The organism is Sulfitobacter sp. UBA1132 (genome assembly GCF_002311545.1).
GTDB classification, from domain to species: domain Bacteria; phylum Pseudomonadota; class Alphaproteobacteria; order Rhodobacterales; family Rhodobacteraceae; genus Sulfitobacter; species Sulfitobacter pontiacus.
The window spans coordinates 110987-132925 of sequence record NZ_DCAN01000020.1 but is presented as its reverse complement, the minus strand read 5'-3'; the positions used below and the strand labels follow the sequence as shown (position 1 = coordinate 132925).

The 21939-nt window shown below is 60.9% G+C and carries 20 protein-coding genes; 8 read left to right on the top strand and 12 right to left on the bottom strand.

Annotation, left to right across the window (positions count from 1 at the left end; translation table 11 throughout):
- The first annotated feature begins 91 nt into the window (after positions 1-91).
- Positions 92-811: a TetR/AcrR family transcriptional regulator gene (locus tag B4F27_RS16650; RefSeq protein ID WP_286760214.1), complete on the top strand. Its 720-nt coding sequence runs from the start codon at positions 92-94 to the stop codon at positions 809-811.
- A 39-nt stretch (positions 812-850) separates the two neighbouring features.
- Here B4F27_RS16650 and B4F27_RS16645 read toward each other — a convergent pair whose 3' ends face one another.
- From B4F27_RS16645 to B4F27_RS16620, 6 genes are all read right to left on the bottom strand, one after another.
- Positions 851-2158 carry a TRAP transporter large permease gene (locus tag B4F27_RS16645; RefSeq protein ID WP_005848587.1) on the bottom strand — a complete coding sequence of 436 codons (1308 nt, stop codon included), beginning with the start codon at positions 2156-2158 and terminating at the stop codon, positions 851-853.
- A complete protein-coding gene (locus tag B4F27_RS16640) occupies positions 2158-2664 on the bottom strand; it encodes a TRAP transporter small permease (RefSeq protein ID WP_005848588.1) in 507 nt (168 codons plus the stop codon). Before B4F27_RS16640 ends, B4F27_RS16645 begins: the two co-directional genes overlap by 1 nt.
- 57 nt (positions 2665-2721) lie before the next feature.
- Complete coding sequence (gene dctP, locus B4F27_RS16635; protein ID WP_286760213.1) at positions 2722-3732, bottom strand: TRAP transporter substrate-binding protein DctP; 1011 nt, start codon at positions 3730-3732, stop codon at positions 2722-2724.
- A gap of 78 nt (positions 3733-3810) precedes the next feature.
- A complete protein-coding gene (gene leuD, locus B4F27_RS16630; RefSeq protein WP_286760212.1) occupies positions 3811-4401 on the bottom strand; it encodes a 3-isopropylmalate dehydratase small subunit in 591 nt (196 codons plus the stop codon).
- Positions 4398-5795 carry a 3-isopropylmalate dehydratase large subunit gene (gene leuC / locus B4F27_RS16625; protein ID WP_286760211.1) on the bottom strand — a complete coding sequence of 466 codons (1398 nt, stop codon included), beginning with the start codon at positions 5793-5795 and terminating at the stop codon, positions 4398-4400. The genes leuD and leuC overlap by 4 nt, the downstream gene beginning before the upstream one ends.
- Positions 5792-6607 (bottom strand): GntR family transcriptional regulator, encoded by an 816-nt coding sequence (locus B4F27_RS16620; RefSeq protein WP_005848595.1) that lies wholly within the window; start codon positions 6605-6607, stop codon positions 5792-5794. The genes leuC and B4F27_RS16620 overlap by 4 nt, the downstream gene beginning before the upstream one ends.
- A gap of 141 nt (positions 6608-6748) precedes the next feature.
- On the opposite strand from B4F27_RS16620, the gene B4F27_RS16615 reads away from it, so the two are divergent.
- Genes B4F27_RS16615 through B4F27_RS16590 form a run of 6 tightly spaced genes read left to right on the top strand, consistent with a single transcriptional unit; the run spans position 6749 to position 13879 of the window.
- A complete protein-coding gene (locus tag B4F27_RS16615) occupies positions 6749-7315 on the top strand; it encodes a tautomerase family protein (RefSeq protein WP_286760210.1) in 567 nt (188 codons plus the stop codon).
- The gene (locus B4F27_RS16610; protein ID WP_286760209.1) at positions 7312-9006 is read left to right on the top strand and encodes a hydantoinase B/oxoprolinase family protein; all 1695 of its coding nucleotides are present in this window, start codon (positions 7312-7314) and stop codon (positions 9004-9006) included. The genes B4F27_RS16615 and B4F27_RS16610 overlap by 4 nt, the downstream gene beginning before the upstream one ends.
- Complete coding sequence (locus B4F27_RS16605) at positions 9003-11069, top strand: hydantoinase/oxoprolinase family protein (RefSeq protein WP_005848600.1); 2067 nt, start codon at positions 9003-9005, stop codon at positions 11067-11069. Before B4F27_RS16610 ends, B4F27_RS16605 begins: the two co-directional genes overlap by 4 nt.
- A complete protein-coding gene (locus B4F27_RS16600; protein ID WP_286760208.1) occupies positions 11066-11668 on the top strand; it encodes a cysteine hydrolase family protein in 603 nt (200 codons plus the stop codon). Before B4F27_RS16605 ends, B4F27_RS16600 begins: the two co-directional genes overlap by 4 nt.
- Positions 11665-12525: an isocitrate lyase/PEP mutase family protein gene (locus B4F27_RS16595; protein ID WP_286760207.1), complete on the top strand. Its 861-nt coding sequence runs from the start codon at positions 11665-11667 to the stop codon at positions 12523-12525. The genes B4F27_RS16600 and B4F27_RS16595 overlap by 4 nt, the downstream gene beginning before the upstream one ends.
- Positions 12512-13879 (top strand): FAD-dependent oxidoreductase, encoded by a 1368-nt coding sequence (locus B4F27_RS16590; protein ID WP_286760206.1) that lies wholly within the window; start codon positions 12512-12514, stop codon positions 13877-13879. The genes B4F27_RS16595 and B4F27_RS16590 overlap by 14 nt, the downstream gene beginning before the upstream one ends.
- Positions 13880-13928: 49 nt before the next feature.
- Here the strand turns inward: B4F27_RS16590 and B4F27_RS16585 are convergent, their stop codons facing one another.
- The 6 genes from B4F27_RS16585 to B4F27_RS16560 form a co-directional block, all read right to left on the bottom strand.
- Entirely contained in the window at positions 13929-14693 is a 765-nt protein-coding gene (locus B4F27_RS16585; RefSeq protein WP_286760205.1) for an SDR family NAD(P)-dependent oxidoreductase, read from the bottom strand.
- A 25-nt stretch (positions 14694-14718) separates the two neighbouring features.
- A complete protein-coding gene (gene hisD / locus B4F27_RS16580; protein WP_286760204.1) occupies positions 14719-16050 on the bottom strand; it encodes a histidinol dehydrogenase in 1332 nt (443 codons plus the stop codon).
- A 104-nt stretch (positions 16051-16154) separates the two neighbouring features.
- On the bottom strand, positions 16155-16919 hold the full coding sequence (locus B4F27_RS16575; RefSeq protein WP_286760203.1) for an HpcH/HpaI aldolase family protein: 765 nt from the start codon (positions 16917-16919) through the stop codon (positions 16155-16157).
- Between the two features lie 21 nt (positions 16920-16940).
- Positions 16941-18845 (bottom strand): TRAP transporter permease, encoded by a 1905-nt coding sequence (locus tag B4F27_RS16570; protein ID WP_286760202.1) that lies wholly within the window; start codon positions 18843-18845, stop codon positions 16941-16943.
- 67 nt (positions 18846-18912) lie between these two features.
- Positions 18913-19881, bottom strand: a complete 969-nt coding sequence (locus B4F27_RS16565) for a TAXI family TRAP transporter solute-binding subunit (protein ID WP_005848614.1) — start codon at positions 19879-19881, stop codon at positions 18913-18915.
- Positions 19882-19991: 110 nt separating this feature from the next.
- Positions 19992-20972, bottom strand: a complete 981-nt coding sequence (locus tag B4F27_RS16560) for a LacI family DNA-binding transcriptional regulator (RefSeq protein ID WP_286760201.1) — start codon at positions 20970-20972, stop codon at positions 19992-19994.
- A 171-nt stretch (positions 20973-21143) separates the two neighbouring features.
- Here B4F27_RS16560 and B4F27_RS16555 point away from each other — a divergent pair, with 171 nt between their 5' ends.
- Complete coding sequence (locus B4F27_RS16555; RefSeq protein ID WP_286760200.1) at positions 21144-21845, top strand: haloacid dehalogenase type II; 702 nt, start codon at positions 21144-21146, stop codon at positions 21843-21845.
- Positions 21846-21939: the final 94 nt, after the last annotated feature.

Below are 21939 nucleotides of genomic sequence, written 5' to 3'. Positions count from 1 at the left end.
AGCATTTAGTTGCTCATGGGTCTTGAACGATGAATGACACGGGCCCAGGTGTTTACCGACCAACGATCTGTATGGCTATGGAGACGTCGCATTGGCAAAGACCGATACAAAAAGAGACAGCCGTGTGCGTATGGCGCCAGCGGTAAGGCGAGATCTTATCCTTGATGCAGCCCAAGCGCTGTTTATGGAGCGGGGCTGGGATGCCGTGACAATCGCGGATGTGCAGGAAGCGGCAGGCATTTCACGCGGCGGTTTCTACCACCACTTTGCCGCAAAAGAAGACCTGTTGAGCGGGCTTATCGCGCGCATGACTGAACAAGCTATGCAGACCACTGAAGCCGCGATGAGCCAGAACAACGGCGATGCATTGGTCCAGTTGAACGGTTTGCTGGATGGTGCGGCGCAATGGACGGCCGACAACGTCAACGAACTGCGCGGTTTGGTGCAAATCTTCTCACGACCCGGTAACGAGATCCCCTACCGCCGGATCTGTGACGCCGAGGCGGCGGTCGTGATGCCGGTCCTTAAAGCCATCATTGAATCCGGTATTGCTGAGGGAACATTCAACCCCGTTGACGCAGGGCTGACCGCCGAGCTGATGCTAAGCCTTTCGCAGGGCCGTCGGGAGGTTCTCATCGAGGTGTTTGACCTGGCGAGCGCGAACGATCTTGACGCGGCAGTTGACGCACTTGACAGGCGTCTTCGATCTGAAGGTGAAATCTGCGACCGATTGCTTGGCCTGCCGGTGGGTAGCGTCTCCCTGTCAAACCGCACCGAATACCGCCGAATGCTGGCCGGCTTGGTCCAGTAGCGGCGGATGATATGCGCGAGTTTGCAACTGGCGCTCCGACTACATCCCAGGCAGCCACAGCGCCAGTTGCGGGAACAGGATCAACAAGAACACCAGCAGCACCGAGCACCCCATATAGGGGAAGGCAGATCCGTAGATCTCGCGCATGGTTGTGCCTTTGGGGGCGACGCCCTTCATCACGAAAAGCAATAACCCGAAGGGCGGTGTGGTAAAGCTGATCTCGAGCGCCAGCAGGATCACCAGACCGAACCACACCGGATCAAATCCCAGCGTTGTGGCGAGCGGGAAAAAGATCGGTACGGTCAGCAACATCATTGAGATCTGCTCCATGAACATACCCAGCAGCAGCAGTACCCCGAACATCACCAGCAGCATCGCCACAGGGGCCAGATCAAACGACGTCGCCCACCGGATCAACCCGCTGGAAGCACCGGAAAACGCCAGCAACTGGCTGAAGGTGGCCGACCCAAAAACGATGAGATAGGCCATCAGCGTCACCCGCATCGCGCCGATCACCGATTTCTTCATCGCTTCCCATGTGAGGCAACGGAAGGCCACGGCCAAGATCAACACGCCAAGTGCCCCGAATGCCGCGGCCTCGGACGGGGTGATCAGCCCACCCACCATGCCAATCACGATCACGACCATGACTGACAACATGGGCACCACATCGCCGAAGAACAGGCGCATCTTCTGGCCAAAGCGCAGGTCTTCAACCTCGTAAGCGGGGGCGGCGTCAGGATCGATCCGGGTCTGAATGTAGATTGTCGCGATATAAAGGCTGGCAAGGATGAGCCCCGGAATGATCCCCGCGATCAACAATGCGCCCACATCGATCCGCGCTAAGGTTGCCAACAACACGGCCAGCGCCGAGGGCGGGATGATAATCGCCAGACCCCCCGTGCCAAGGATCGGACCGATGGACATATGCTTTTTATACCCGCGTTCCGTCATCTCGGGCACCATCAGGCTGCCCAGCAACGCGGTGGAACCCATGGACGACCCAGACAGCGTTGAAAACGCGGTGCCGCCCAGAACCGTGACATAGGACAGCCGCCCCGGCAGCTTGCCCAGCAAACGGTCGATGGCATTGAACATGCGCTTGCCTAAACCGGTGTAGAAAAAGATTTCGCCCATCAGTAAGAACAACGGGATCGGCACCAGCGCATAGTTGGTCAGCCCGCCGAACCCATTGTTCAGCAGCAGCGTGACCCCTTTGGCCCCGCCCATAAAGAACCAAGCGCCGACGATATTGGCTGCGAGAAAAGCCAAGGCGACCGGCATCCCGATGGCCATCAGCACAAGAATAGAGCCCAGCAAAAGGGCCAGCGATTCAAACCATTCCATTATTCATGTACCCCTGCTTCGCCGGAGTGCATCAGGTCATCGCCAAAAACAAATCGGGAAAATTCAATCGCCATCAGGCCAAAGCTGACCGGAAAGGCCAGCGTCAGTATCCATTTCGGAAAGTAATACGCACGCACGTCCAGATCATTGCGCGCGATGTTGTTCAGGCACAGCTCTGCCCCTTTCCACGCCAGTATCAAGGACACGACAACACAAAGCACCGCGACCAACCGGCTGACAAAGCGCCGTGCCGCTTCGGGCAGCGCCGCGGTCACCAGTTCGATATGCACATGCCCCTTCTCGCGCACCAGCCAAGGTGCGCCGAGCATGGTCATATACAGGATCGCGTATTCAGAAGAGGTAAAGAGCCACGCAAAGGGCTGCATCCCGCTGTTGCGCATCACCACTGACAGAATGACCGAAATCATCAGCCACACCAGCATGGCACCGGCAATCCCCGCCATCGCGTAAAGGAAGCCTCTGTAAATTTGTCCGACACGCGCCATGGCTGCCCCTTTTGAACGAAAGCAGGCGCGCCCCATCAAGAGCGCGCCTGATGTGGCTTACTGATTTTTCTGCGCGTCGTAGAACAGCTCGATCAGTTTGTCGTAGTACCCGTCGCCTTGGGGGCTTTCGGCCATCAGGCCCTTCATCCGGTTCCACGTATTCTCTGTCGCCGCTCCCAGATATTTTTGCGCCGCTTCCCCTTCCAGCGTCACAACGGTCATGCCTGCCTCTTCAAGCTTGGCAAAGTCCTCATCACGCACCGCGCCCAGCTTCTCGGCCGAGGCTTTCTCGTGCTCGATCGCCACGTCTTGCAGGATTTTGCGCGCCTCGTCCGAGAGGGAGTTCCACTTGTCGAGGTTCACAATCGTGCCAAGATCGGTCGAGAAGAAGCAGGGTTCGATCCGGTAGTTCAGGAACTCGTTCCATTTCAGGTCAATCAGGCCGATCTGTGTCCAGCCTGTTGCATCGACCACGCCACGTTCCAGCGCAGAATAAACCTCGGTTGTGGGCAGATCGATCACCTGCGCGCCCAGATAGTCGGTGAAGAAGGCGTTATAAACCGCGTTGCCGCGCAGCTTGAGCCCCGACACATCCAGGTTCCCCTCTGCGTCAAGGCTGGGCTCATTACGGGTCCACAGGTTGTAGCATACACCGGAATCGAACCACCCGAGGTACTTGACGCCCATCTTCTCTTGGTGGATCTGGTCGATCAGTTCCAACCCGCCATTGGCGCGGGTTTCGACCGCGGTCAGGTTGGATGTGACCAGCGCGTCTTTTTCTGGCAAAGCCCCTGCGTAAAAGCTGCCCGGCGTATAGACCATATCGACCACACCCGACCGGACGGCGTCGGGCTGCTGGAACATGCCGATGGCTTCGGGGCCACCACGCACTTCGATCTGCACAACGCCTTCACCGGCGGTGTTCACCTTGTCGACGAATTCAAGGAACGACTTGGTATAGATCAGGGATTCAGGAAAGGCGTGTACTGCGGTCAGCGTCTCTTGTGCAAAAGCCGCCGTGGTCAGCGCCGTCGAGGCGAGGATACCGCCAAGGATTGTCTGTTTCATCGTATATACTCCCGGTTGGTGGGGCTGTTGGACCCCGTTATGTTGCCGTCCTGTCCCTCTTGCGGGGATCAGCACGTCTTAGGATGCGGGCACTGCCCACGGGTGCGCGGCAAACCGTGCCGTGCGAAAATCTTTGATGCGGTCGTTATGCTGGGCGGTCAGGTCGATATCATCCCAACCGTTCACCAGTTTCTCTTGCCAGACGGGATCCAGTTCGAACGTCAGGGTATGCCCCGCGATCACCGCTGCACATTTTTCCAAACCCACTGTCGCGCTGACAGCATCGGTGCCGATCGCGTCCAGTAGGGCGTCAATTTCTGCATCGCTCAGACGGGCGGGCAGCAGGCCATTGTTGACGGCATTGCTTTGAAAGATGTCGCCAAAGCTTGGCGCAAAGACGGCCCTGATCCCGAAATCAACCAGCGCATAGACCGCCGCCTCGCGGCTTGAGCCGCTGCCGAAGTTGCGCCGCGTGATCAACACATCTGCCCCCGCATGGCGATCAAGCACATGATCCACCGCATCCTGACGCAAGTCATGCAACAGGAACTTGCCATAGCCGTCAGCCCGCGGCGCCGACATAAAGCGCGCCGGTATAAGCTGATCGGTGTCGACGTTTTCCTGCGGCAGCGCGACGGCGGTGCCATTGATCTGTGTCCAGCCGGTCATGTGCGTCCCTCCAGAAGCGGGCGCACATCGGCGAGATGTCCGGTAACTGCGGCGGCGGCGACCATCGCGGGGCTCATTAGATGGGTCCGCGCCCCGCGTCCCTGACGGCCTTTGAAGTTACGATTGGTCGAGGACGCGCAGCGTTTCCCCGCCTCGACCCGATCGCCATTCATGCCGACACACATCGAACAGCCCGATGCGGCCCATTCAAGCCCCGCTTGGGCAAACACGTCGGCCAGCCCTTCGGCTTCGGCCTGCTTCTTGACCTGCGCCGATCCGGGCGACACCAACCCCGGCACAACGGCCTTGCGCCCCGCCAATACTTTGGCGGCAAGGCGCAGGTCTTCGATCCGGCCATTAGTGCACGATCCGATAAACACCTGATCCACTGTAATCCGGTCCAGCGCCATTCCCGGTTCCAGCGCCATATACTCCAGCGCCGCGCGCGCCTGCGCCTGTTTGCTGCCCGACAGCCGCGCCGGATCAGGGACATGTCCGGTGATGGGCAGCGCCTCTTCGGGGGAGGTGCCCCAGGTCACGGTTGGCGCGATATCGCTGGCGTTGAGTGCAACCTCGCGGTCGAAACGGGCGTCTGTGTCGGTCGCAAGCTGGGACCAGTCCCGCAGGGCCGTGTCCCAATCCGCGCCTTTCGGGGCAAAGTTGCGCCCTTTGATATAATCGAATGTCACCTGATCCGGGGCCACCAGCCCCAACCGCGCTCCCCCTTCGATGCTGAGATTGCACAGCGTCAGGCGCCCCTCCATGCTTAACGCGCGGACAGCGGGGCCGGCATATTCAATCGCGTGGCCGCGTGCCCCATCGGCCCCCAGCTCTGCGATCCAGTGCAGCGCCAGATCTTTGGCCGTGACACCGGCCCCCAACGCGCCGTCCACGGTGATCCGCATCGTTTTGGGCCGTTGTTGCCAGATTGTCTGCGTCGCCAGAATATGCGCCACCTCTGTCGCACCGACGCCAAAGGCCAGCGCACCAAAGGCCCCATGAGTTGAGGTATGGCTGTCGCCGCAATTGATCAGCAGCCCGGGCAAGGTCAGCCCTTGTTCGGGGCCGATCACATGCACAATGCCCTGCCCCGGATCGCGCAGATCGAATAGCCGGATGCCCTGCGCCTTGGCGTTGCGCCCCAATGTGTCGATCATCCGCCGGATATCCGCCGCCATCTCGCCGGCGCGGGTGGGGGCATAGTGATCGACGACACCGAAGGTCAGATCAGGGGCGGCGACCTTCATGCCGCGGCTCTCCAGTTTCACAAATGCGTGGTGCGATCCTTCGTGCACCAGATGTCGGTCGACCCATAGCAGTGACGTGCCGTCATCGCGTCGCATCACCTCATGTGCGGCCCAAAGCTTGCCAAAGAGGGTCTGCGGCGCGGTCATTCTGCGGCCCCCTTCCGGCCTGGTTTCACCACCGGCTCCCAATGGCGCGCCTCGCCTGCGCCGACACGGCTAAGCGCCATTTCAAGGCGGAACATATCGGGGCGGTAGAGCGCAGACAGGTATTCAACCCCGCGTCCATCCTCATCCTTCACCACACGGTCCAGCGACAGCAGCGGCGCGCCGACACTGACCCCGAGGGCATCCGCCACATCGGGCGACGCGAGGGTCGCGCTTACCGTTTGATGGGCTGATGCAACCTTGACGCCAGACCTCTCTAGCAAGCGGAAAAGTGGCGTCGTCGCCAGCTCTGCCTCTGTATAGTTATGTGCGATATCTTCGGGCACCCAGGTGGTCAGGTGGGAAAACGGCTCCCCTTCCACCAACCTCAGACGCACCGCAACTTGCACACGCGCTTGCGCATCCAGCCCCATCGCGGTGGCCACACTGCCCGGCGCGGCACCATAGCTAAAGGACAAAAGCCGCGCGGTGGTGTTCTGCCCCATCTCGACCAACTGCGGCATCAATGTATTGAAATCCGCGGCAAGTGCCGGCTGCACCTTGGGTGCGCAGACAGTCGTCCCAGACCCGGCACGGCGCGAGATCAGCCCGTCCCCTTCCAGCGCGTCCAGCGCACGGCGCACGGTCACCCGCGACACATCCAGCGTCACCGCCAGCTTTTGCTCGCCGGGCAAAACCGCACCGGCGGCGTAGACGCCGCGCATGATCTCTTCGTGCAGATGCAGGTAAACGCGCCGCGCCTTCCCCCCTTCGGGAAGCCCCCTGCCCTTCGAAGATGTGCTTTGAAGTGTCATTTGAATCCTTCCAATCCCTTCCAACCCTACAAAGAGTTTTTTCAAAAGCAAGAAATCTATCTGACAAAAATCAAATTATTTGACCTATGCACATTTAATTATCTGTATTACAAAAAATACAGATCTGACGCAGGAGGCTTCATGCCGATCATCGAGATTCATGTGCTGGAAGGGTATGACGCAGCCCAGAAAACAAGGCTGTGCAAGGCGCTGACCAATGCCGCGCGCACGGTGATTCCCGCGACACCGGATGCGGTGACAGTGATGATCAAGGAGATGCCCGCCACCGATTATATGCGCGGCGGCCAGCACCGGTCGCCCGCCCCCGCCCTGCCGGATGCCCCGTCAATGGTGGCGCGATACCTGCGCGCGATGGAGCAGCGCGACATCGTTACCGCCCGCACGCTTTTAGGCGACGGGTTCACCATGCACTTCCCTGGTGCCGCGCCTATGACAGAGCTTGATGATCTGCTGAAGTGGGCCGCGCCGCGCTATCGCTTCGTCAAGAAAACCATTCGCTCGATTGACCTTGCACCCGGCGACGGGCCGGCCACGGTCGTCTATTGCCGCGGCACGCTGTCAGGCGAATGGCCCGACGGGACCGCATTTTCCGATATTCGCTTTATCGACCGCTTCGAAGTCACCGACGGCTTCATCACCCGCCAAGACGTCTGGAATGACATCGCAGAAACAAAGGCCCAACCATGACCCAAGACATCGACCCGATTACACTGGCCGTTCTGGCCGGACGGATGGAACAGATTGCCGACGAAATGGACGCAACCCTGTTCCGCGCCGCCTTTAACCCGATCATCGCCGAAGCACATGACGCGTCGCACGGGCTGTATCATGCGGTGTCGGGCGACACGCTGGTGCAGGGCAAGTCCGGGCTGCCGATCTTTGTCGGGGTGATGTCATTTGCCGTGAAGGCGGTGATCGACAAAGCGGCCGAGAATGGCGATCTGGAAGACGGCGACATCTATATCTTCAACGATGCCCATCTGGGCGGCACGCACCTGTCCGACATGCGGTTGGTGCGCCCCTATTTTCACGACGGCAAACTGTTTTGCTATCTCGCCTCGGTCGGGCATTGGCATGATGTGGGCGGCGCGGTGCCGGGCAACTACAACCCCGCCGCAACCGACGCCTTCCAAGAAGCCTTCGTCCTGCCCCCTGTGCGTCTTGCCAAAGCGGGCAAGGTCCAGACCGACATTATCGACATCCTGATGCGCAACACCCGCCTGCCGCAATCGGCCCAAGGCGATCTGAACGGCCAGCTCGGCGCGCTTGATCTGGGCAAGAAACGTCTGGACGAGCTGCTGGCGGAATACGGTGCCGACACTGTGCGCGCGGCATTGGATGCGCTACAGGACCGCGCCGAAACCCTGATGCGGACAGAACTGACAGACCTGCCAGATGGACGCTGGGAGGCAGAGGATTTTCTGGATAACGACGGCATCACCGATACGCCGCTGCCGATCAAGGTCGCGCTCGAGATCAAGGGCGATCAGATGCTGCTGGATTTCACCGGCACGGCAGACCGCTGTGCAGGGCCGGTCAATATCGCGCTCCCCACGGCGGTGGCCACGGCCTATGTCGCGATCAAACATATCTTTCCCAGCCTGCCCGCCAACGCCGGTGTGATGCGCCCGATCGAGGTGAAGATCCCCGAAGGGTCGCTGCTGTCCGCCCCCTTCCCGGCGCCGGTCGGCGGCTATACCGAAACGATCCTGCGGATGGTCGATGTGATCTTTTCCGCCGCGTCGCAGGCGGCACCGGACCGCGTGGTTGCCAACGCTTATGGCACGATCAACGCGCTGTCGATTTCGGGCAAACGCGCGAATGGTCAACCTTGGGTGATGTTCAGCTTTTACGGCGGCGGGCATGGGGGCTCTCCCGAAGGGGACGGGCTGAACCACGGCAATGCGCCGATCTCCACCGCGACCATCCCCCCGATGGAAATCCTCGAATCCGCCTATCCGGTGATGTTCAAACAATGGGCCCTACGCCCCGACAGCGCCGGTGCGGGTCAGCATCGCGGCGGCATGGGGGCCAGCTACGAGATCGAAGTGCTTGAGGAATCCGCCACCGCCTTTCTGTTCGGCGAACGCGGGCGCTTTGCGCCGAAAGGGGTCGCAGGCGGGGGCGACGCGGCGCTGAACCGGTTTGAGTACGAACAAGACGATGGCTGGCACGCCCCGCCGATGGCCTCGAAAATGGTGGGCATCAAGCTGCAACGCGGCCAGTCCGTACGGCTGGATACCCCCGGCGGTGGCGGCTATGGCGCGCCCGAAAACCGTGCGGCGGCCGATGTGGCCCGCGACGTGGCGGGCGGCCTGCTGACACCCGACTACGCGACACAGACCTATGGCCCAGACTGGAAAGAGGTGATCCAATGACCAGCGCAAACCGCATGATCGGCGTCGATGTCGGCGGCACCTTCACCGATATTTTCGTTCTGGACGAGGCGACAGGCAGCGCGCAGGTCGCCAAGGTTCCCACCTCGCGGCCCGACCAATCGGCGGGCTTTTTGTCTGGCATCGGATCGCGGGTCGATGATCTGTCGACTGTCTCTGTCGTTGTACATGGCACCACTGCCGGTACCAACGCGCTGCTGGAACGCAAAGGGGCCAAGATCGGCGTGATCACCACGATGGGCCTGCGCGACGTGCTGGAAATGCGCCGCCGTGACCGCCCGCGCACCTGGGGGCTGCGAGGCGACTTCACGCCCGTTGTCGATCGCGCCTTGCGCCTTGAAGTACCGGAACGCACGCTTGCCGATGGCACGATCCGTCAGGCGGTGGACCTCGAGGCGGTGCAAGCCGCCGCGCAAGAGCTGCTGGATCAGGGCTGTCTTGCCTGTGCGATCCTCTTTGCCAACAGCTATGCCAATGCCGAAAACGAAAGACTGGCGGTCGAAGCCGTGCGCGCCATGTGGCCGAATGCCCATGTCTCGGCCTCAAGCGAAATCCTGCCCGAAATCCGCGAGTTCGAACGGTTCTCTACCACCGCGTTGAACGCCTATCTGCAACCCGAAGTCTCTGGCTACCTCGCGCGGCTTGAAACCGCGCTGAAACAGGACGGGTTTGCAGGCGAGTTCATGATCGTGCAGTCCAATGGCGGGGTGATGGATGCGGCGACCGCGGCGCGTCTGCCCGTGCGCACGGCGCTGTCCGGTCCGGCAGCGGGGGTCATCGCCGCGGGGTACATCGCCGAAGCCGCCGGTTTTCCCGATATCATCACCGGCGACATGGGCGGCACCTCTTTCGATGTGAGCCTGATCGCCAAGGGCCAATCGATGCTGTCGCAGCAGACGTCGATCGACTTCGGGATGGTGGTCCGGTCCCCCATGATCGAGATTACGACAATCGGCGCGGGCGGTGGCTCTATCGCTTGGGTCGATAAGGGCGGTTTGCTGAACATCGGGCCGGAAAGCGCCGGGTCCACCCCCGGCCCTGTCGCCTATGGTCAGGGGAACACGCGCCCCACTGTGACCGACGCCAATGTCGTTCTGGGCCGTATTGATCCCGACAACCCCATCGGTGGCAAGCTGGACCGGCTGGACGTGGAGGCGGCAAAGGCCGCGATCCTTGAACATGTGGGCACCCCCCTTGGGCTGGACGCGCTGCAAGCCGCCGAGGCGATCTTGCGCGTGGCCAACAGCCGCATGGCCGGCGCGCTGCGACTTGTCTCTATCGAACGCGGGTTTGACCCTAAGCGCTTTGCGTTCATGCCCTTTGGTGGAGGTGGTGCCTTGCATTCCGGTGCCATGATGGCAGAGGTCGGGCTGGCGCGGTCCATCGTGCCGCGTTACCCGGGGGTAACATCTGCCATGGGCTGCGTCATCGCGGATATGCGGCAGGATTTCGTGCAAACCATCAACGCCACCCTGTCTGGCATCGACCTTGGGGCGCTGACCGGTTTCATGCAAACCCACGTCGATGACGGGCTTGCCACGCTTGAAGCCGCGCGCACCCATTTTGAACGGCGCGATACGGAGTTCACGCTTGATATGGCCTATCTCGGCCAGACGCATACGGTATCGGTGACGCTGCCGGTGACAGTGACCGATGGCACAGTGACACCCCCGACAGAGGACGATATCTCGGCTGCATTCGACAGCGCCTACCGCGCCACCTATGGGCGGCTGCTTGAGAATGGCACGCGACGGGTGATCAACTTGCGCTCTGCCATCACCGGACGGCGCCCGCGCTTTGATCTGTCCACGCTCGCCCCTGTCGGTGGCAGCGTTGAAGACGCACTGAAAGGAACGCGTCAGGTCCACTTTGACGGACAGTGGCACGAAACGAAGCTCTATCACCGTCTTGCCTTGCCGGTCGGTGCCGAAGTCCCCGGCCCCGCAATCCTTGAACAACCTGACACAACCGTGTTGATCGAACCCGGACTGGTCGGCAAAGTCGACGCCTACGGCAACACTCTGATCGAAAGGGCCACCGCATGACCCCTGCCACGACCGCTTTGCTGACCATCGACCTGCAAAATGATTTCCTGCATCCCGAAGGCGCCTATGGCCGTGCGGGTCAGGGGGCCGAGAGCATCCTCGCCCTGCCCGACCGGATCGCGCCGCTCAAGTCCGCGCTGACCAAGGCGGGCGGCACCTATATCTCGGCGCAGTTCACGCTGGTACCGGGACGCGATGACGAACCGCTGATCGCCGCGCATCTCAAGAAGCTTCGCCCCTTCCTGACCAAGGGCGACTTTACCCCGGGCGGCTTCGGCCACGCGCTGGTAGATACGCTCGCCCCGGCGGATTTCACGATCGAAAAAGTCGCCTACTCCGCCTTTTACCAGACACGGCTTGAATATGTGCTGCGCGCGATGAAGATCGACACGCTGATCGTCGGCGGCATCGTCACCAACGGCGGTGTCGCCAGCACCGTGCGGGATGCGCATCTGCGCGACATTCATACGGTGCTGCTGTCGGACGGTTGCGCCGCGTTCAAACAGGACGTGCACGAGGCGACACTGACCTCGCTGGGGTCGGTGACGCAGGTGATGACCTGCGCCGAGGCCACCGCCGCTTTCGGAGGTGCCCAATGACCCTGCGCCAACGCCTGACCACCCCCGATATTCTGATCGCCCCCGGTGTCTATGACGGGCTGACCGCCGCCCTTGCCACCGACGCGGGGTTCGAGGCGCTGTATCTTTCCGGTGCAGCGGTTGCCTATACCCGTTTGGGCCGCCCCGATATCGGGCTCAGCACCGCGTCCGAGATGACCGATACGATGGCGTTGATTGCCGATCGCACGGACCTGCCGGTGATCATGGATGCCGACACCGGTTTCGGCAATGCACTGAACGCGCGGCGCACGATGCAAAGCTATGAACGCGCGGGGGCCTCTGCTTTGCAGGTAGAGGATCAGACCTACCCCAAAAAATGCGGCCATCTGTCTGACAAGTCACTGATCCCGAAAGAGGAAATGGCCGGCAAGATCGCCGCGATGGCCGATGCGCGCCGCCACGATACGCTGATCATCGCCCGCACCGACGCCATCGCGGTAGAAGGCTTTGACGCGGCGATTGATCGCGCGGGCAGCTATATCGACGCCGGTGCCGATGTATTGTTCATCGAGGCCCCCCGCGACAGCGGAGAGCTTTCGCGCATCGCCGATACCTTCAAGGGGCGCGTTCCGCTGTTGGCCAATATGGTGGAAGGCGGGGCGACCCCGATCTCTTCGGCGACCACGCTCGAGGATATGGGCTTCGATATCGTGATTTTCCCCGGCGGCATCGTGCGCGCTTTGGCGAAATCGGCGCAGGACTATTACGCGAGCCTGAAGGCAACCGGCTCTAACAAAGCGTTTTCCGACCGGATGCATGATTTCGACGGGTTGAATGCAGCGATTGGCACCCCCGAGATGCTGGCCCTTGGAAAGCGGTTCGATGGCAAATCCTGATGTCGCCGCCCCGCCGTCGGCTTTCGATCTAAAGGTCGAAACCCTGATCATCGGCGCGGGGGCCTGCGGCATGATCGCGGCGCTGGCGGCGCATGAGGCGGGTCAGGATGTGCTGCTGCTAGAGGCCGACGCGATCCCCACAGGCTCTACCGCGCTGAGCGCCGGGTTGATCCCCGCGGCAGGGACGCGCCTGCAACAGGACGCGGGGATCAGTGACAGCCCCGACGGTTTTGCCACCGACATTCAGGCCAAGGCGCACCACGAAAACGATGACGCACTGGTTGCCGCGATGGCCCGCACCGCCCCTCACGTCATTGACTGGCTTGTCGAAACACATGGGCTGCCGTTCTCCCTCGTGCGTGACTTTGATTACCCCGGTCACAGCCAACGGCGGATGCACGGGCTGCCCTCACGGTCGGGGCGCGAATTGATCGACGCCCTGCGCGCGCGGATCGAGGCGCTTGATATCCCGCTGATCTGCAACCGCCGCGCCACCCGGCTTTATGCGGCAGGGGCAACACTCGCGGGGGCGCGGGTGACGTTACCTGACCAAAGCGGCGAGGATATCGGCTGCGACCGGCTGATCCTTGCGTGTAATGGGTTCGGCGGCAACCGCGCCATGGTCGCCCACCACATGCCGGATATCGCGGACGCGGTCTGGTTCGGGCATGACGGCAACCGAGGAGAGGCGATCAGCTGGGGCGAGGCGCTTGGCGCGCGCCGCCGTCATCTGGGCGCCTATCAGGGGCACGGCAATGTCGCCCACCCTCACGGTATCCTGATCACATGGGCCACAATCACCGAAGGCGGCGTTCAGGTGAATACGACCGGCAAGCGGTTCTGGAACGAGGCGCAAGGCTACTCCGAAGCGGCGCGGGCCGTGCTGGCGCAGGCTGGCGGCGTGGCGTGGACCATATTCGACGCCCGCATCGCCGAGATTGCCCGCCAGTTCGAGGATTTCAAGAACGCCGAGGCCCAAGGGGCGGTGATCACAGGGGATACGGTCGAAACACTGGCTGAAAAGGCCGGATTGCCCGCAGATGTTTTGGCGAAAACGATCACTGATATTCCGGCGGGCGGGCGTGATGCCTTTGGCCGCACATGGGGTGTTACGCCCCTTTCCGCCCCCTTCTGCGCGGTGAAGGTAACCGGCGCGCTGTTTCACACGCAGGGCGGGCTTGAGGTTGACCCGACGACGGCCAAGGTGCACAGGACAGAGGGTGGCACATTCGACAATCTATACGCCGCTGGCGGCGCCGCTTGCGGGGTATCGGGCAAGGGCGACAGCGGCTATCTGTCAGGCAACGGCTTGCTCGCGGCTGTCACGCTCGGGTTCATCGCGGGGCGCGGATAGGGTTTTGCCGCCATCCTGCGTCTCCCGTGTTCGTTGACCGCTTCGCCGCTCACTCGGCGGTCCAACCGCCATCGACCATCAAGGCTGTGCCCGTCACCATGGCAGACGCATCGCTCGCGAGGTAGACGATCGGGCCCATGATATCCTCGATCTCGCCGACGCGGCCCAGTTTGATCTTTTCTTCAATCCAAGCCAGACGCGTGGGATCGGATAAGGTTTGCTCTCCCAAAGGCGTGCGGACGAAGGTCGGGCATAGCGTGTTGATGCGCACCGCCTTTGGGCCCCATTCGATTGCCATCGCTTTTACCATCCCTTCCAAAGCGTGCTTCGATGCGCAGTAGACCCCCCGATCGATGCCCCCGACATGGCCCATCTGACTGCTTACATGGATGATGGAGCCGGGACGGCCCGCTGCGATCATTTGGTCGGCGGCGGCGGTGGAAAGGAAATAGGCTGCCCGAAGGTTAACATTCATGACGGCGTCGAAATCCTCGGGCGTGGTGTCGAGCGCAGGCCCGTGGCGGGCCATGCCGGCGGAATTGACCACGATGTCCACCGCCCCAAGACCGGAGAATGCCGCGCGGGTCGCATTTACATCGGTGATGTCGAGCTCTTGCGTCTCGCAGCTCAGGCCCTCGGCCTTCATCGCCGCGTGCAACTCTCCCAACGGTCCGGCCCGGCGCGCGGCGCAGACGACATGCGCCCCCGCCCTGGCCAAGGCCGTCGCGGCCCCCAGACCGATGCCAGAGGTGGCACCGGTCACAAACGCGCGTTTTCCAGAAAGGTCAAAGCCGGCAAAGGACGGAAGTTGCATCAAGATCTCCTAAGTTAACAGCGGTCTATTCGGCCGCTTCGCGGTAGCTTGCGGCTTCGCCATAGGGCACGTTCTCACCGCCATAGCGCCGCACGCGGACATTGCATTGTTCGGCGTGCCCCACAAAGCCTTCCAACATGCATAGACGCGAACCATAGGCCCCGACCATTGCTGCGGCCTCATCCGTCATAATCTTCTGATAGGAATGGGTCTTGAGGAATTTACCAACCCAAAGCCCCCCTGTATAGCGCCCCGCCTTATGCGTGGGCAGCGTGTGGTTGGTTCCGATCACCTTATCACCATTGGCGACATTCGTACGCGGGCCCAAAAACAGCGCGCCATAGCAGGTCATGTTTTCCAAGAACCAGTCATCACGGTCCGTCATGACCTGCACATGCTCCGACGCGATATCATCGGCCACCTGCAACATCTCGTCGTAGGTATCACAGACGATCACCTCGCCGTATTCCTCCCAGCTTGTCCGGGCTGTGGCCGCTGTCGGGAGAATGTGCAGCAGCCGGTCAATCTCGGCCAAAGTATCCTCGGCCAACTGACGCGAATTGGTCAGCAGAACGGCAGGGGAGTTATAGCCGTGTTCCGCCTGCCCCAAGAGATCGGTCGCGCAGAGCTCGGCATCCGCTGCTGTCTCATCCGCGATAACCATCGTCTCGGTCGGGCCGGCGAAGAGATCAATACCCACCCGTCCATAAAGCTGACGCTTGGCCTCGGCGACGAAGGCATTGCCGGGGCCAACCAGCATGTGTACCGGATCGATCGTCTCTGTACCAAGCGCCATAGCCCCGACCGCCTGGATCCCGCCCATGACATAGATCTCATCTGCCCCGCCCAAATGCATCGCCGCAATAACAGCCGGGTTTGGTTTTCCGTTAAAGGGCGGCGTGCAGGCCACGATGCGTGGTACTTCGGCAACCTTGGCCGTGGCGACAGACATATGCGCGCTGGCGACCATGGGGAATTTCCCGCCCGGAATGTAGCAGCCGACGGATTGAACCGGGATATTCTTGTGCCCCAGAATAACCCCCGGAAGCGTCTCTACTTCGATGTCAGTCATGGAAGCGCGTTGCGCGCGGGCGAAATTCACGACCTGCTCTTGCGCAAACTGAATGTCCTGCAATTCGCGTGGGCTGAGCTGACCGATCAGGTCGTCAATCTCTTGCTGGCTTAGCCGGAACGTTTCCGGGCTGTAGCTGTCGAACTTTTCGCTCAATTCGCGCACCGCTGTGTCGCCGCGCGTTTCGATGTCCTGCAAGGTCTGCTCGACGACCGCACGGGTCTTGGCGTCGTCATCGGCGCGGGCAGCATCGGATTTGCCCTTCTTGAGGTAGGTAATTGTCATGGTTCGGTCCTTTGGTCAGGCGCTGGCAGTGATAGGTCATTTCTAGGCTGACCAATCCGAGTTGCAATAATTTCTATATTTGCTGCAATTATTTCATAGTCATGTCAGCGCGCGTCTCTCTTTTTGAAATCTTCTACAAGCGCGGCACCGCCCAATTGCATGAGCGTGTGTTCGGACCCCACGACAAAGAAGCTCCCGCCGGCGTCGCGGTGCGGGTCTAGGGGCTCTGTCGGGGCGCAATAGAGTCCGGTGGCCGCCCCTGTCGCGGAAAGGATGTCCCGCGTCATCTTTGCCACTTCAGGCGCAAAGAAATCGGACAGACCATGAGAAACGGCCAAATCAGCGCGCCCGATAAAGAGCGCATCTACGCCGTCTACATCCGCAATTTCACTGTGGTTGACCACGCCGTCGGGGTCTTCAATCTGGCAGATCAAGGCGACTTCACTTCGCGCCACGGACAGATGCTCTTTCAGGCTGCGGCCAGCATAGTCGGCCGCCCGTGACGTGCCGGCAAAACCACGCCCGCCGGGGCCGTAAGTCACGGCGCGCGCCAGTTCTTTGGCCTGCGCTGAGGTTTCGACATGAGGCACCATGACACCGGCCGCGCCGCCGTCCAGCACATTGAGCACCCAATCCGCTGTTGCCACTGGCACGCGCACCACGATGGGGCACCCTTCGGCACGTCCGGCCATCGTCATGGCGTCAACGGTGCCCCGATCAAAGGGCGCGTGTTCGGCATCGACGACCAGGAAATCGAACCCTGCCCGGGCCATGATTTCGATCACGATGGGATGGGGCGTTTTGATGAAAGCCCCGAGCATGGGCTCTCGTGCGACCAGCCGTGCCTTGAATTCAGCATTCGTCATCATTTCCAGTACCCTCCTTGGCCCTTAAGCCGTTTGCATTTCGATATTTTCCGCAGCGCCCAAGGCTTTGCGAGAGAAGACCACCAAGATCGCGAACACGATCGCGGCTGCCGCCGTCGCCGGCCAAGGCGGCATCAGCGCAAGCCCAATCGGCACGACCCAAAGCAGCCGCGACAGACCGCCCCAAGGCAGCCGTGCGCCGCCCAGAAGATGCGCAACGCCCAAGGCGAAAACGCCTCCGGACAGGATGGCACGCAGGATGTCTCCGGCTTCGCCACCGCCCAACATGCCGGGATAGGCGAGGAACAGCATCGGCAAGGCATATGCGGTCGCCCCAAGGCGCAACGTCTCGCCCGCGACCTTCATCCACGGCGCCTGCGCAATGGTCGCCGCAACGAAAACACCAAGGCAGACAGGCGGCGTGATGACCGACAGCGCCGCGTAGTAGAGCACGAACATATGCACCACGAGCGGATCAATACCCTGTTGGATCAGCGCCGGAGCGAAAACAGCCGCGACCATGACGTAGGCTGCCGAGGTCGGCAGACCCATGCCCGCGATCAGGCAGACAATGGCCATGAGCCCGGCAATGAGCCAGATTTGCCCCTGCCCGATCGACAACACCGCTGCTGTTACCGCGACGCCAAACCCGGTCAGGTTGATCATGGCGACAAACACCTGTGCGCCGACCAGAAGGATCCCGACAATGACAACACCTTTTCCGCCCGCTTCCAGCGCACGAATGATGATGCCGATGACGGCACGGGGATCCTCACCACTCGAGATCCGCGCGACAAGGACGGCCACCAACATGGCAATCATGCCGTAACAGGCCGTCAGCTCGACGGAATTGCCGTTGAGGACGCCAAATCCAAGCCCCAGCAGGGCGGCGACAATAGGGGCGAGCCGCGCAAAGGTCATGGCACCGCGCCAGTCGGGTAGGTCTTCAGACGTCACCGGACGAAAGCCCTGACGGCGCGCGATGACGTGAACGGTTGAATAGATGCCAAGGTAGAACAACAGCGCAGGCACAACGCCCGCAAGCGCGATAGACCAGTAGTTCACGCCCACAAGCTCGGCCATAACAAAAGCGGCAGTCCCCATGATCGGGGGGGCGAGCTGCCCGCCGGTCGATGCGATAGCCTCTACCGCGCCGGCATAGGCAGGGGGGTATTTCAGCCGCTTCATCAGGGGAATGGTGAAGTTCCCCGTCGTTGCGACATTGGCGACGGTCGAGCCGTTGATCGCCCCAAAGAAGCCCGATGCGAAGGTCGCGATTTTCGCCGCTCCACCGGGCCGGGAGCCACCCAAACGGGCCGAGAGGTCAAAGAATGTCTCGCCTGCGCCCGTGTGCAACAGGATCGCGCCGAACAGCACAAATGCCGCCAGCGTCGTCGAGGCCACATTGACCAGCATACCCCATAGGCCACGGTCGGACAGGAAGATGATCTCGGTGAGATAGCCCGCGTCAAAGCCACGGTGCCCGAATTGGCCGGGGATCAAATAGCCGAAGAATGCATAGGTAACAGCCGCAATGACGATAAGGGGGAACACCCAGTTGGAGCTGCGCCTTGCCAGTTCAAGCACGCAGGCCAATGTGCCGAACCCCATGACCATATCCCAACCGTTCGCCCAAGGCAGATCGTTCATAATGGTTTCGTAGTTGGTTATGATATAGGCACCTGACACCGTCACCACGCCGACGATTGCCGCATCGATCACGATACCAAGCGGGCGCAGGCGGCTGCCTTCGAAAAGCGGGTGCATCAGCACGGCCAGGGCGGTGATCATCATCACAAAGATCGCACGCTGCACGAGCGATTCAAACGGCCCGTTGAAAGAGGTGTAAAACACAAACACCCCCAGAAGCACTGCAAGAGCCGCGATGGCGGTCTGTCGAAAATGAGCGAAGATCGGAAGAGTATTCATCACGGCACCTTGGCGAAAATGGTAAATAGAGGGGCGACACGCGCCGCCCCTTTTGAGATCAGGTCTTTTACTTGAGGCGCGCGGGCACGGTCAGGCCGATTTCCTCGTAGTAGCGGATGGCACCAGGATGCAGCGGGCTGGTTGCGTATTGCAGGGTCAGCTCTGGCAGGTTCAAGCCCTTTACCGTCGGGAAAGCGGCGGATTGCTCTTCCATATTCTCCATCACGGCTTTGGTCAGGTCATAGGCCGTCTGGTCGTCCATATTGGGGCGCGCAGAGACACCGATCATGAATCCCCAGACCTTGTAGGGGCCTGTGTTCTCCATCTCGCCGCCCGGCATGTCCACGATGGAAAGCTCCGGCAGCGCTTCGCGGATCTTGGCTTCTTGCGCGTCGTCGATGCCAAGCGCTGTCAGCGGTGTGAAGGCCGCGATATCGGTGGTAAGCGCATCGAAAGACGTTCCCACGGCGCTTTTGACGAAGCCTTCGGACCGGCCGTCTTTGATGGCGTTGGCCTGTTCACTGTTGGTCCCGCGCACCCAGTCGGGCGAGATTTCCAGCAGGTCGAACACAGCCAAGGCCGTGGCTTCGGTCGACGACCCACGCATGCCCGGTCCGAACTTCTTGCCGTCGATATCCGACAGTTTCTCGATACCGGAATCGCGGCGAACGACTGCGTTCTGCGGTGCCAGAGAATAGGCCCAAAGGAGTTTGGATTCGATCGGTTTGCCGTCGAAGCTCTTGATGCCATTGTAGGCGTGATACAGCGTCGACGTCGTGATCAGCCCGATATCCAACTGGTCGCGCGCCATACGTTTGAGGTTATCGACCGTAGCACCCGTTTCCACGACCGAAGCCTGATAGGCGTCCGGATAGGCAGAGTTGATGATTTTCGCGAGCGAGGCGAAATAGGCATAATGCGCGCTTTGCGAATTGGTCGCACCGAAAGCGAGCCGCGTTTCAGCCTGAGCAGGCAATGCCACCCCAAGCCCGGCAAGAGACAGTGCAGCGGCGACAGCGAAGTTGCGTAGTTTCATGGGTATCCTCCAAATATCATGAAACGATCCCTATAGGGACGTTCGAACGGAGGTTAGCCACAGTGCATAGCCGCTATGCAATTCCTGTCTGCGTTAATGAAATAATTTCACTACCCGCTTTGACGCTCTTGGAGTTCACCCGCCAAAACACGGATATCACCGGTCCCGACATAGCTCTCGGCGCTTAATATGATATCGACCGCTTGATCCAGCATGCGGCGCAGTGGTTGGCGCATTGTGGTCAGCCGGTAGGATTCCCAGGCCGCCATCGGAATGTCGTCGAACCCGATCACAGCCAGATCACCGGGTACCGAGATGCCTTTGTTTCGTGCAGCGTCGAGCATGGCAATCGCCATGATGTCATTGGCGCAGAACACGGCGTCCGGCATCGGACGCTGGACCAACATTTCTTGCGCAGCGGCATAGGCTTGGCGGTAGCTGAACCCGCCGTCGAACTGCACAGCGATCTCGCGTCCGGCCTCTTCCAACTGGTCGCGAAATCCTCGCATGCGTTCCAGATGCGTCGAGGTATCACGCCGCCCACCGATAAAGGCGATGCGCTGTCGGCCACCGTCCAGAAACCGCCGCGCTATCGTTCGCGCGCCCCCGTAATTGTCGCAGCACACCGCCATCATGGTACTGTCGGTCTGTACCCGATTCAGCAACACGGCGGGAATTCCGTTCTGACGACAGGCACGCGCCAGCCCGGAGGTGATTGTGGAGCTTGCCAGAATGACCCCCTGCGTGCGGAAGTCGATGACTTGCCGGATCATCGTGTCCACATCTTCGGCTGCTGGCACCACATGCATAATCGCCTTGAGCCCTCGCGCCGGTAGCATTCGGGTCAATTCGTCCATCACAATGGGGTAGAACGGGTTACGCATTTCGCTCAGCACCATCGAGATCGTGTTGCTGGATTGTTTGGCCAACACCTGATCGACCTTGCTCACATAGCCAAGCGCCGTCGCAGCAGCAAAGATCGCTTTGCGCTTATCCTCGGCAATCGGGGCATTCCCCCGATACGCGCGCGACACGGCGGACACTGAAACGCCCGCGCGGGCGGCAACATCTTTGGCAGTGACCTTTTTCATATCGATTGCCTTACCCGATTGCAGCGCTTGCCCGAAATGGGGACTGACGGCTGACCTCGCGCATAGTTTGACGAAGCAATGGCATGGGTGCAATTGTGAAACGTACCCGCCATTGTGTTCAAATACTTGGATGAATGCTGCCGAAAAGTAGCACGCTCAGAAAGCCCCCCCATGCCAGACCGCACAGATTTTCCGACCATTGTTTTCGACGTAAACGAAACCCTTTTGGATATCGCGACGCTAGAGCCGTTCTTTGACCGCGTGTTCGGCAATGCCGCGGTCCTGCGCGAGTGGTTTCCAGAGCTGATCTTGTATTCGCAAACAGTGACCTTGACCGGGCTCTATGCGCCCTTCGGCGATCTGGCCGGCGGTGTTCTGCGGATGGTTGGCGACAATAAAAACATCGCCATTCAGGACAGCGACGTATCCGAACTGAAGTCACTGATTGGATCGATGCCCGCCCACGCCGATGTGGCCCCGGCCTTGACCAAGTTGCGCGACGCGGGGTTCACGCTTGTGACACTGACGAACTCCGCCCCATCCCCCGCGCCGACACCCCTTGAAAAAGCCGGCATCGCAGCGCTTTTTGACCACCACTTTAGCGTAGCCGAGGTTGGTCACTTCAAACCTCATCCGTCGACATATCAGATGGTTGCCGACCGTCTGGGCGTCGATGTCTCAAGCCTGTGCATGGTCGCATGTCATATCTGGGACACCATCGGCGCGCAGTCCGTGGGGTGCCGCGGTGCCTTTATCGCGCGACCACACAACAGCATCCTGCACGTGCCCGGCGTACCGGAACCTGACTTTACCTCACATGATCTCGTCAAGCTCGCCGACCAGATCATTCAGGCACAGAAGTTGACTAAGTAGGCAGCAAAAAGCCCTGTTCGCAGTCGCGGTGCCGCAGGGTGCGGCCGTGTCGTAACGTCACCATTGTCTGTGACGCGGTACATGTTGTCGGGTG

Excerpts from the sequence above, each read along its gene's own strand:
- B4F27_RS16640 (WP_005848588.1), bottom strand. The coding sequence starts at position 2,664 with ATGGCGCGTGTCGGACAAATTTACAGAGGCTTCCTTTACGCGATGGCG.
- leuC (WP_286760211.1), bottom strand. The coding sequence starts at position 5,795 with ATGACCGCGCCGCAGACCCTCTTTGGCAAGCTTTGGGCCGCACATGAG.
- B4F27_RS16605 (WP_005848600.1), top strand. The coding sequence starts at position 9,003 with ATGACCAGCGCAAACCGCATGATCGGCGTCGATGTCGGCGGCACCTTC.
- B4F27_RS16560 (WP_286760201.1), bottom strand. The coding sequence starts at position 20,972 with ATGAAAAAGGTCACTGCCAAAGATGTTGCCGCCCGCGCGGGCGTTTCA.
- B4F27_RS16600 (WP_286760208.1), top strand. The coding sequence starts at position 11,066 with ATGACCCCTGCCACGACCGCTTTGCTGACCATCGACCTGCAAAATGAT.
- B4F27_RS16610 (WP_286760209.1), top strand. The coding sequence starts at position 7,312 with ATGACCCAAGACATCGACCCGATTACACTGGCCGTTCTGGCCGGACGG.
- B4F27_RS16590 (WP_286760206.1), top strand. The coding sequence starts at position 12,512 with ATGGCAAATCCTGATGTCGCCGCCCCGCCGTCGGCTTTCGATCTAAAG.
- B4F27_RS16645 (WP_005848587.1), bottom strand. The coding sequence starts at position 2,158 with ATGGAATGGTTTGAATCGCTGGCCCTTTTGCTGGGCTCTATTCTTGTG.
- B4F27_RS16555 (WP_286760200.1), top strand. The coding sequence starts at position 21,144 with ATGCCAGACCGCACAGATTTTCCGACCATTGTTTTCGACGTAAACGAA.
- B4F27_RS16575 (WP_286760203.1), bottom strand. The coding sequence starts at position 16,919 with ATGATGACGAATGCTGAATTCAAGGCACGGCTGGTCGCACGAGAGCCC.
- B4F27_RS16595 (WP_286760207.1), top strand. The coding sequence starts at position 11,665 with ATGACCCTGCGCCAACGCCTGACCACCCCCGATATTCTGATCGCCCCC.
- hisD (WP_286760204.1), bottom strand. The coding sequence starts at position 16,050 with ATGACAATTACCTACCTCAAGAAGGGCAAATCCGATGCTGCCCGCGCC.
- B4F27_RS16585 (WP_286760205.1), bottom strand. The coding sequence starts at position 14,693 with ATGCAACTTCCGTCCTTTGCCGGCTTTGACCTTTCTGGAAAACGCGCG.
- B4F27_RS16565 (WP_005848614.1), bottom strand. The coding sequence starts at position 19,881 with ATGAAACTACGCAACTTCGCTGTCGCCGCTGCACTGTCTCTTGCCGGG.
- leuD (WP_286760212.1), bottom strand. The coding sequence starts at position 4,401 with ATGACCGGCTGGACACAGATCAATGGCACCGCCGTCGCGCTGCCGCAG.
- B4F27_RS16570 (WP_286760202.1), bottom strand. The coding sequence starts at position 18,845 with ATGAATACTCTTCCGATCTTCGCTCATTTTCGACAGACCGCCATCGCG.
- B4F27_RS16620 (WP_005848595.1), bottom strand. The coding sequence starts at position 6,607 with ATGACACTTCAAAGCACATCTTCGAAGGGCAGGGGGCTTCCCGAAGGG.
- dctP (WP_286760213.1), bottom strand. The coding sequence starts at position 3,732 with ATGAAACAGACAATCCTTGGCGGTATCCTCGCCTCGACGGCGCTGACC.
- B4F27_RS16615 (WP_286760210.1), top strand. The coding sequence starts at position 6,749 with ATGCCGATCATCGAGATTCATGTGCTGGAAGGGTATGACGCAGCCCAG.